General features: G+C 68.5%; 9 protein-coding genes. 6 read left to right on the top strand and 3 right to left on the bottom strand.

Going from position 1 to position 9,334, the window contains the following annotated elements; all coding sequences use genetic code 11:
• Positions 1-307: 307 nt before the first annotated feature.
• The 6 genes from GHC57_RS20585 (at position 308) to GHC57_RS18005 (ending at position 6,147) form a co-directional block, all read left to right on the top strand.
• On the top strand, positions 308-1,195 hold the full coding sequence (locus tag GHC57_RS20585; protein WP_153346872.1) for a metalloregulator ArsR/SmtB family transcription factor: 888 nt from the start codon (positions 308-310) through the stop codon (positions 1,193-1,195).
• A 36-nt stretch (positions 1,196-1,231) separates the two neighbouring features.
• Positions 1,232-2,248: an ArsJ-associated glyceraldehyde-3-phosphate dehydrogenase gene (locus tag GHC57_RS18025; RefSeq protein ID WP_153346870.1), complete on the top strand. Its 1,017-nt coding sequence runs from the start codon at positions 1,232-1,234 to the stop codon at positions 2,246-2,248.
• Complete coding sequence (gene arsJ, locus GHC57_RS18020) at positions 2,245-3,486, top strand: organoarsenical effux MFS transporter ArsJ (protein WP_153346868.1); 1,242 nt, start codon at positions 2,245-2,247, stop codon at positions 3,484-3,486. The genes GHC57_RS18025 and arsJ overlap by 4 nt, the downstream gene beginning before the upstream one ends.
• Positions 3,487-3,537: 51 nt before the next feature.
• A complete protein-coding gene (gene arsB / locus GHC57_RS18015) occupies positions 3,538-4,596 on the top strand; it encodes an ACR3 family arsenite efflux transporter (protein WP_153346866.1) in 1,059 nt (352 codons plus the stop codon).
• A gap of 60 nt (positions 4,597-4,656) precedes the next feature.
• Entirely contained in the window at positions 4,657-5,016 is a 360-nt protein-coding gene (locus GHC57_RS18010) for an ArsR/SmtB family transcription factor (protein WP_153346864.1), read from the top strand.
• 66 nt (positions 5,017-5,082) lie between these two features.
• Positions 5,083-6,147: a permease gene (locus GHC57_RS18005; RefSeq protein WP_153346862.1), complete on the top strand. Its 1,065-nt coding sequence runs from the start codon at positions 5,083-5,085 to the stop codon at positions 6,145-6,147.
• Between the two features lie 221 nt (positions 6,148-6,368).
• Here the strand turns inward: GHC57_RS18005 and GHC57_RS18000 are convergent, their stop codons facing one another.
• From GHC57_RS18000 to GHC57_RS17990, 3 genes are all read right to left on the bottom strand, one after another.
• The gene (locus tag GHC57_RS18000) at positions 6,369-7,253 is read right to left on the bottom strand and encodes a transglutaminase family protein (RefSeq protein WP_153346860.1); all 885 of its coding nucleotides are present in this window, start codon (positions 7,251-7,253) and stop codon (positions 6,369-6,371) included.
• Positions 7,250-8,272: a fatty acid desaturase gene (locus GHC57_RS17995; protein ID WP_153346858.1), complete on the bottom strand. Its 1,023-nt coding sequence runs from the start codon at positions 8,270-8,272 to the stop codon at positions 7,250-7,252. The genes GHC57_RS18000 and GHC57_RS17995 overlap by 4 nt, the downstream gene beginning before the upstream one ends.
• A gap of 76 nt (positions 8,273-8,348) precedes the next feature.
• A complete protein-coding gene (locus tag GHC57_RS17990; protein WP_153346856.1) occupies positions 8,349-9,050 on the bottom strand; it encodes a hypothetical protein in 702 nt (233 codons plus the stop codon).
• Between the last annotated feature and the right edge of the window lie 284 nt (positions 9,051-9,334).

Raw genomic sequence — 9,334 nt, 5'->3', positions numbered from 1 at the left:
GCCGAACAAACACAGAACACCGTTACCCATGTTGCCGGTCAATAGTGTTACCCATGTTCCCGGTTGCTCACGGGTGGTCGCGCCGCTCCAGAAAACACGCGACCCCGATTTTCCGCGGTGAACCCAAATTCCGGAGCCCTGCAAACCCGGGGCGCCGGTCAGTATGAAGGGGCAAGGCCGCTTTCCGGATCGAGCGCCCCGTCTGCGGCGGCGAAGATGTGGGAACGCGATAGGCTTCAGACCGGGACATTTCGAATGTCATAAAACTATTCTCGACAGGGGGCGTCATTTCGATCATCGTCGAATCATGAACCCGACGCTGATCGCCGAGATGATGGCCGCCCTGGCCGCCGAACCCCGTATCCGCGCCATTCAGGCGCTGGTGCGGGCGGGGGCGAAGGGGGTGCCGGCCGGAGACCTCGCCCGCTGGTGTGGCGTGGCGCCCTCGACCATGTCCTTCCACCTGACCCAGATGCGCGAGGCCGGGTTGGTGGAAAGCCGTCGCGAGGGCCGCACGCTGTACTACCTGGCCAACCTGGTCTCGCTGGAGGCCCTGGGGCGCGGCGTCATGACGGGGTTCTGTCCGGCCGCGGTGCCGGCCCTGGATCCGCTGTCCACGACCCTGCCCGGAGACCCCGCCATGTCCGCCGACGACCGTGACCAGCCCCTCAACGTCCTGTTCCTCTGCACCGGCAATTCGGCCCGCAGCCAGATGGCCGAGGCCATCCTGGCGCGCGAGGGCGCCGGCCGCTTCCGCGCCTTCTCGGCCGGATCGCGTCCCCGCGACGCCGTGCATCCGCAGGCCCTGGCCGTGCTGCGCCGCGCCCACCTGCCGGTGGAAGCCCTGCACCCCAAGACCTGGGACGCCTTCGCCGCGCCGGATGCGCCGTCCATGGATTTCGTCTTCACGGTCTGCGACGACGCCGCCGGCGAACCCTGCCCGGTCTGGCCCGGCCAGCCGATGACGGCCCATTGGGGCGTGCCGGACCCGGTCGCCTTCCGGGGCACCGACGCCGCCACGGCCGCTGTGTTCAACGATACGTTCCGCATGCTCTACAACCGGATCTCGCTGTTCGTGAGCCTGCCCCTGGCGTCGCTGGATCGTCTGGCGCTGCAGCGGCGGGTGGAGGCCATCGGGGCCATGCCGCGCGACCCCGAAGTGAGCGAGCCGGTCGAGATCGCCACCTCGGCCTGACATACCGTCCCGACATCCAACCGTGAGGAGTCCTTCATGCCCCTGCGGATCGGCATCAACGGCTTTGGCCGCATGGGCCGGCTGGCCACCCGCGTCGCCCTGGATCGCGGCCTGGGCGAGATCGTCCACGTCAACGACGTCCGGGGCGATGCGGCCCTGGCCGCGCATCTGCTGGCCTTCGACAGCATCCACGGCCGGTGGGACCGCCCGACGGGCGGCGATGGCGACGCGATGGTCATCGACGGCCGGCGCGTCGGCTATTCGGCCCACGCCGAGCCCGCCGCCGTGCCCTGGGCCGAGGCCGGCTGCGACGTGGTGATCGAGGCCACGGGCCGGTTCCGCTCCATCGAAACCCTGACGCCTTACCTTGACGGTGGGGTGCCGCGCGTGGTGGTCGCCGCCCCGGTCAAGCAGGACCCGGCCCTGGATGTGGTGATGGGCGTCAACGACCACCTGTTCGACCCCGCCCGCCACCGCATTGTCACGGCGGCGTCCTGCACCACCAATTGCCTGGCGCCGGTGGTGAAGGTGATTCACGAGGGCATCGGGATCGTGCACGGCTCCATGACCACCATCCACGATCCGACCAACACCCAGCATGTGGTGGACATCGCCCACAAGGACCCGCGCCGGGCGCGGTCCGCCCTGACCAATCTGATTCCGACCTCGACCGGATCGGCCACCGCCATCGGCGTCATCTACCCCGAGCTTCAGGGCAAGCTGAACGGCTGGGCGGTGCGGGCGCCGGTGCTGAACGCGTCGATCACCGACTGTGCGTTCGAGGTGGCCCGGGACACATCGGTCGAGGAGGTCAACGGCCTGCTCCAGGCCGCCGCCGCTGACGGGCCGTTGGCCGGCATCCTGGGGTTCGAGACGCGGCCGCTGGTCTCCAGCGATTTCGTCAACGATCCGCGCTCCGGCATCGTGGACGGGCCGTGCACGCTGGTCATCGACCGCCGTCATGTGAAGCTGCTGGTCTGGTACGACAACGAGTGGGGCTATGTGAACCGCATGGTCGAACTCGCCGCCCGGGTGGCGGAGGCGCGGGCATGAGCGACCTGCGGGCCTATGCCGCCGTCACCGCGGCCTATTGGGCGTTCACCCTGACGGACGGGGCGCTGCGCGTGCTGGTGCTGCTGCACTTCCACACCCTGGGCTATGGCCCGCTGGAGGTGGCGAGCCTGTTCCTGCTGTACGAGGTGATGGGCATCGTCACCAACTTTGCCGGCGGCTGGCTGGGGGCGCGCTACGGCCTGCGGCTCACGCTGCTGCTGGGGCTGGGGGTGCAGGTCTTCGCCCTGGTCATGCTGTCGCTGGTGCAGCCGCACTGGGCGCTGGCGCTGTCGGTGGGCTATGTGATGGTCGCCCAGGCGCTGTCCGGTGTGGCCAAGGACCTGACCAAGATGAGCAGCAAGTCCGCCGTCAAGCTGGTGGCGGGCGAGGGCGCGCTGTTCCGCTGGGTGGCGCTGCTGACCGGCTCCAAGAACGCGCTCAAGGGGGTCGGCTTCCTGCTGGGCGGTGTGCTGTTGCAGACGCTGGGGTTCCAGGGCGGCTTGTGGTTGATGGCGGGCGCGCTGGCGCTGGTGCTGCTGGCCTCGCTGGTCACGGTCGGCGACACCCTAGGCCGCGCGAAGGAAAAAGCGCTGGGCCGTCACCTGTTCAGCAAGACGCGCGAGATCAACCTGTTGTCGGCGGCGCGGATCGTGCTGTTCGCCTCGCGCGACGTCTGGTTCGTGGTCGGCGTGCCGCTGTTCCTGTACGAGCGCATGGGCTGGAGCTTCGCCGGGGTGGCCGGGTTTCTGGCGGCGTGGGTGATCGGCTACGGCCTCGTGCAGGCGGCCGTCCCCAGCCTGCTCCGGGGCACCACCGATGCCGACACGGCGGCGAAGGCGACGCGGCTGTGGGGCTTCGTGCTGGCGGTCGTCCCCGCCCTGATCGCGGTGGCGCTCACGCCCGGCCTGCTGGGCGGCTGGATCGACGACCGCTGGGCGCTGATCGGGGGGCTGGCGGTCTTCGCGCCCCTGTTCGCCATCAACAGCGCGCTGCATTCCTATCTGATCGTGGCCTATTCCGATGCCGACAAGGTGGCGCTGAACGTCGGCTTCTATTACATGGCCAACGCGGTCGGGCGGCTGGGCGGCACCTTTCTGTCCGGGCTGGTCTATCAGCTCGCCGGGCTGACGGCCTGTTTGTGGGTCTCGGCCGCCTTCCTGGTGATCGCCGCCGCCGTCGCCCTGGCCCTGGCCCTGCCGACCACCCCCGACGCCGCGCGCAAGCCCGTCGCGGCCTGAGCGCCGCCGGTCGTCGTCCCGCGATCCCCGTCAAGGAGCCCCGATCCCGTCATGTCCCTGTTCGAACGCTTTCTGACCCTGTGGGTCGCGCTGTGCATCGTCGCCGGGATCGCGCTGGGCCATTGGGTGCCCGGCCTGTTCCAGGCCATCGGCGCGGTCGAGGTCGCCAACGTCAACCTGCCCGTGGCACTGCTGATCTGGCTGATGATCATTCCCATGCTGGTGAAGATCGACTTCGGCCTACTGGCCGGGGTGTCGGCCCACTGGCGCGGGATCGGGGTCACGCTGCTGGTCAACTGGGCGATCAAGCCGTTCTCCATGGCCTTGCTGGGCTGGCTGTTCATCGGCTGGCTGTTCGCGCCCTGGCTGCCCGCCGACCAGATCGAGAGCTACATTGCCGGGCTGATCCTGCTGGCGGCCGCACCCTGCACGGCCATGGTGTTCGTGTGGTCCAACCTGTGCCGGGGCGAGCCGCATTTCACGCTCACCCAGGTGGCGTTGAACGACGCCATCATGGTGGTCGCCTTCGCCCCCATCGTCGGCCTGCTGCTGGGGCTGTCGGCGATCACCGTGCCGTGGGACACGCTGGTGCTGTCCGTGGTGCTGTACATCGTCGTGCCGGTGGTGCTGGCGCAGGCGCTGCGCCGACGCCTGATGGCGGGCGGCGGGCAGGCGGCGCTGGATCGCGCCCTGCGCTGGCTGCAGCCGGTGTCCCTGGTGGCGCTGCTGTCCACCCTGGTGCTGCTGTTCGGCTTCCAGGGGGAACAGATCCTGGCGCAGCCGCTGGTCATTCTGTTGCTGGCGGTGCCGATCCTGATCCAGGTCTACCTGAATTCCGGGCTGGCCTATCTGCTCAACCGCGCCAGCGGCGAGGCGCACTGCGTCGCCGGGCCATCGGCGCTGATCGGGGCGTCGAACTTCTTCGAACTGGCGGTGGCGGCGGCGATCAGCCTGTTCGGGTTGCAGTCGGGCGCCGCCCTGGCGACGGTGGTCGGCGTGCTGATCGAGGTGCCGGTGATGCTGTCCGTCGTGGCCATCGTCAACCGGACGCAGGGCTGGTACGAGGCCGGCCGGGCGGTGCGGCGGCATCGGGTCGCGGCCGGATCATGAATGTTCGGTGATTGCAGAACAGTCGTTTACAAGCCGGCCGGCCGGGCGTAGCATGGCCCCATGATCGACGACCGCCTGGAAGAGACCGCGCGCTGTCTGGCCGAACTGGGCCACCCCGTGCGTCTGGCCGTGTTCCGCCTGCTGGTGCGGGCGGGGCCGGACGGCGCCGTGGTGGGCGAGCTGCTGCGGCATGTGGACATCCCCAAGTCCACGCTGTCGCATCACCTGCAGCACCTCATCATGGCCGGGCTGGTCCATCAAAAGCGCGAGGGTCGCTCGCTGCGCTGTTTCGTGGACACCAAGGCGGCCAAAGCGATGCTGGACTATCTGCTGTCCGAGTGCTGTCAGGGGCTGGGGGAGGCCCCCGCCTTCGCCCCCGCCTGTGCGGTCGGAGGCTCGCCGGATCGGGGGGCGGCCTGATCGATGTCCCCCTTTTTTGGTCCGACTGTTCGACTCTTCTGCAATTATCATCCTAAGAGGCCCGCCATGTCCGAGATCGTCCAAGCGCCCTCATCCTCCGCATCCGGATGGTCGCCCGGCGCGGTGTTGCGCAAGCTGGACCGGGTGTGGCTGGCCGTGCTGGCCGTGGTCGCGGCGCTGGCCGTGCTGGACCCGCCGCAGGCCTGGCCGAGTGTCGTCTTCACCGCCGAGGCGCTGTGGTCCATCCTGCCGTTCCTGCTGGCCTCGGTGCTGCTCGCCGCCTGGACCAAGGCCACCGGCCTGGACCAGCAGATCGCGCGCGCCACCGGGGGCAACCCGGCGCGGGTCATCACCCTGGCCGCGCTGTTCGGGGCCATGTCGCCGTTCTGCTCCTGCGGGGTGGTGCCCATCATCGCCGCATTGCTGGCCGCCGGGGTGCCGCTGGCGCCGGTCATGGCGTTCTGGCTGGCCTCGCCCCTGATGGACCCGCAGATGTTCCTGCTGATGCTGGGCGAGTTCGGCTGGCCGCTGACCCTGGCGAAGGCCGGCGCGGCCGTGGGTCTGGGCCTGCTGGGCGGCGCGGTCACGCATGCGCTGGTCCGACGAGGCGGACTGGCGGATGCCATGCGGGCCGGGGTCGGCCCCAAATGCTGTGCGGCGAAAAAGAGCCTGACGCCCGAGCCGGTGACCTGGCGCTTCTGGCAGACGCCGGAGCGGCGCGGGACCTTCACGGTCACCAGCCGCGACACCGGCCTGTTCCTGCTGAAGTGGCTGACCCTGGCCTATCTGGTGGAAAGCCTGATGCTGGCCTATGTGCCGGCGCAGATGGTGGGCGCATGGCTGGGCGGAGACGTCTGGTGGGCGGTGCCGCTGGCGGCCCTGGTGGGCATTCCGTCGTACCTGAACGGCTATGCCGCCGTGCCGACGGTGGCGGGGCTGATGGAGCTGGGCATGACCCCGGCGGCGGGGCTGGCCTTCATGCTGGCCGGTGGCGTGACCAGCATTCCGGCGGCCATGGCCGTCTTCGCCCTGGTGCGCCGGTCGGTGTTCGCGCTTTACGTCTCGCTCGGCCTGTTCGGATCGCTGGCCGCCAGCCTGCTCTATCTGGCCTGGGACGTGGGCGCGGCCTGAGCCCGTCCCGCCGAAAAGACGCCCGACCGCATGGAGCGGCCGGGCTCTTGGGCGCGCCGGACAGGCAGGGAGTCCCCTCTCCGCGCACGTCGTCCTTGGATTTGAAGGGCAGAGGGCAGACCCCCCGGGGCGCGTCGGCGATCTTGCGGATGTCGGCCCAGGTCTGCTTGTCGTTCGGGATGATGCCAGCGGCCGGGATCAGACGCGGCGCAGTGCTGCATTCAGCAGGAAACCGAGCCCTGCGTGGGCTCAACCGAGACGGCCACCTCCAGCGCGATGCAGGCCGCGGCCGCGCCGACAAACCGGCCGGCGACCGGCGCGGTCTGGCGGATGTGGCGCGCCACGGCGACCGGGATCAGGTTGAACCCGCCGACGCTGCGGTTGGTCGGATCGAACACGATCCAGCCCGCGCCGGGCACGTAGACCTCGGCCCACGCGTGGGTTGACCCGCTGCCGGCGGACCCGACGGTGTTCAGGTCGGGGTCGTACAGATAGCCGGAGACGATCCGCGCGCCGAACCCCAGGCTTCTGACGGCATCGACGAACAGGACCGCGAAATCGCGGCACGAGCCCCGGCCCCGCGCCAGCGTCTCGACCGGGGTCTGGACGGTCTCTTCGTCGCGGACCTCATACGTGATCCGCGCCGCCACGCCGTTGCTGATATCCTTCAGCAGCGACAGCGTGTCCGTGTCGGGGCCGGCGACGAACGCCCGCGCCCAGTCGTGCAGCCGTCCTTCGGAATCGAGGTAGGCCTGAAGGCGCAGCGCGCCCAGGTCGGTCATGTCGTCATCACTGAGCAGGAACGGATACGTGACGGCCGAGGCGGCGATCTCGAAGACCGGCCATTGCTCGACATCAAGCGTCAGCGTGGCGACGCTGTCGATGACCAGCGTGTCCGCCTGCGCGCCGAATGTCGCCGTCGCCACGGCGTTGCCGGCGACGTCGTGGGCCCAGGTGACGGTGGCGGCCGGAGAGATCGCCAGATCGTGCGTGTGCAGCCGCACGGTGCGGCTCTCGCGCGGGCGCAGCATCAAGCGATGCGGACCGAAGCCCATCGGTTCGCGATAGCGATAGGTGGTGCGGTGGTGGACCGTCAGCGTGCTCAAGCGCGGTCTCCGGATGCTGCTGGTGTATCGGCCTGGCGGGTCGTGACCATACGGCCGTGCTCTTCATCCCAGAGGATGGAGCGCAAGGCACGGAACCCATCGCGGAGGGACAGCGTCGGAACGGTCCGCAGGGCGGGCATGGCCTCGTGGCACTCCTTAAGCCGGTAGTTGGGAATGCGCGGGTTCAGGTGGTGGATGTGGTGGTATCCGATATTGCCCGTGAACCATTGCAGAACCCTCGGGAGCCGGAGATAGGTCGAGCCTTGCAGGGACGCCGAGACCGAATCCCACGCCTTGTGTCGGGCCCAAACCACCGTGTCTCCCCGATGCTGCACGGAAAACAGGAAGACGCCAATGATCGAGGCCGAGATCATGACCGGGAGCTGGACGGCCGCGACCGCGCCGAACCCCAGCAGCAGGCCCAGCCCGCCGAACATCGCCACCAAAGCCAGATCGGTGACAAAAACGGCCCGGCGCTCCTGCCGCCACGCTTTCGGGGTATCGAACGGAAGTCTGAAAAGGCCGATGAAGACCACGGGCGGGATGAGAACATTGGCGACGATCGGGTGCCGGGTCGTGCGGTACCAGGCACGCCGCCATGAGGGGAGCGCCCGGTATTCGGCCACGGTCAAGCAGGAGGAATAGATGTCGGCCCCACGGTCACGGCGGTCGAGGTCGTTCCAGACCCCATGATGGCCGGCGTGTTGCCGCCGCCAGGACCGATATGGGGCCAGCGTCAGCAGGCTGCATGCGAACCCCAGCGCGTCGTTCGCGCGGCGGTCGCGGAAGAACGCCATGTGCCCGCAGTCATGCTGAATGATGAAGATGCGCACCAGAAAGCCGGCGGCCAGCGGCGCAAGCGCAAGGGCGAGCCAGAAGGACACGCCGTTCACCAGATACATCGCGGCGCAGGTGGCCAGAAAGCCGCCGAACGACGTCACGATCTGGCTGATGCTGCGGCCCGCGATAGGGGACTGAAAGTCTTTCGTATCCTGGCGGAGGCTGTTTTTTTTGGTCATGATTTCCTCCCGTTTTGCAAGGCGTCGTGTGTCTGCGGCGCGCCCGGCCCACGCCTCTGTCCGCGCGATGAAGCATTCATCGCGCCAACACGCATTGTCCGCCCAGCATCCGGAAGCCCCTGTTGCAGGCCCAGCGGTTCCCCGAGCGGTCGATGTGGGCGTTTTGCGGGGGAACGATGAGGACGCATGTGTTGCCGTCCGGCTCGTACCCGCGTTCGCACCGCCAACCCGGCCCGGATTCGCGCTCGACCAGAAAGGCGTTCTCAGGAACGTCGATCGCCACGCACCGGCCGGCCTCCTCCAAATACCCTCGGTCACATTCCCATTCGGACCCATAGGTATCGTCCGAGAGAAACGAATTCTCGGGACGATTGACGGGTTCACATCCGTCGCGCACCCGCCTGTATCCGCGGTCGCAGGCCCACTCCAGGCCGGTCGCGTCCAGGTAGGCATTCGGAGGAACGAAAACGGCCCGGCAGGTCAATCCGTCCACGTCCGTGAAACCGTGCCGGCATTCCCAGCCTGAGCCATACGACCGACCCGTGGCGAACGCGTTGTCGGGGACACCGATGGCTTTGCAGGCGCCGTCTTCCAGACGGTAGCCGTCGTCGCAGTCCCAACCGCCGTCATAGGAACGGTCATGCGCGTTCTCGGGTGTCGGGCCGGTCTGGTCCTGGGCGACCGCAACAGACATGAACAGCAAGACAAGGACCGCAGCCACAAGGGTGCGCCAGGTGGACCGCGCGATCAACAGGGCCCCTGTGTCGAAACTGTGCATCTTGGGCGTTTCCTTCCTGGTGCGGGTTCGGTCCCGCGCCGTTTGATGATGGTCAACCCACGTCTGCGGGCCCCATGATCTTGAGCGGAAACCGTACACGGATCCCGGAAGGGCCGTGCTGATCGAGGTTAGCGCGGCTGCGATCAGCCGGTGTTCCCCCATGATGGCGCCGGGCCCGGTTCATCGCCGATCAATACGAGGGGCGGTCGGGGCGACCCTCAGATGGGGCGCGTCGAGTTCCTGCCCTTGATGATGCGGTCGATCAGCTCGGCCACATCCCGATG

Origin of the sequence: Roseospira navarrensis, from assembly GCF_009601025.1 — a bacterium.
Taxonomy (GTDB): Bacteria; Pseudomonadota; Alphaproteobacteria; order Rhodospirillales; family Rhodospirillaceae; genus Rhodospira; species Rhodospira navarrensis.
This window is presented reverse-complemented; position numbering and strand designations above follow the sequence as displayed.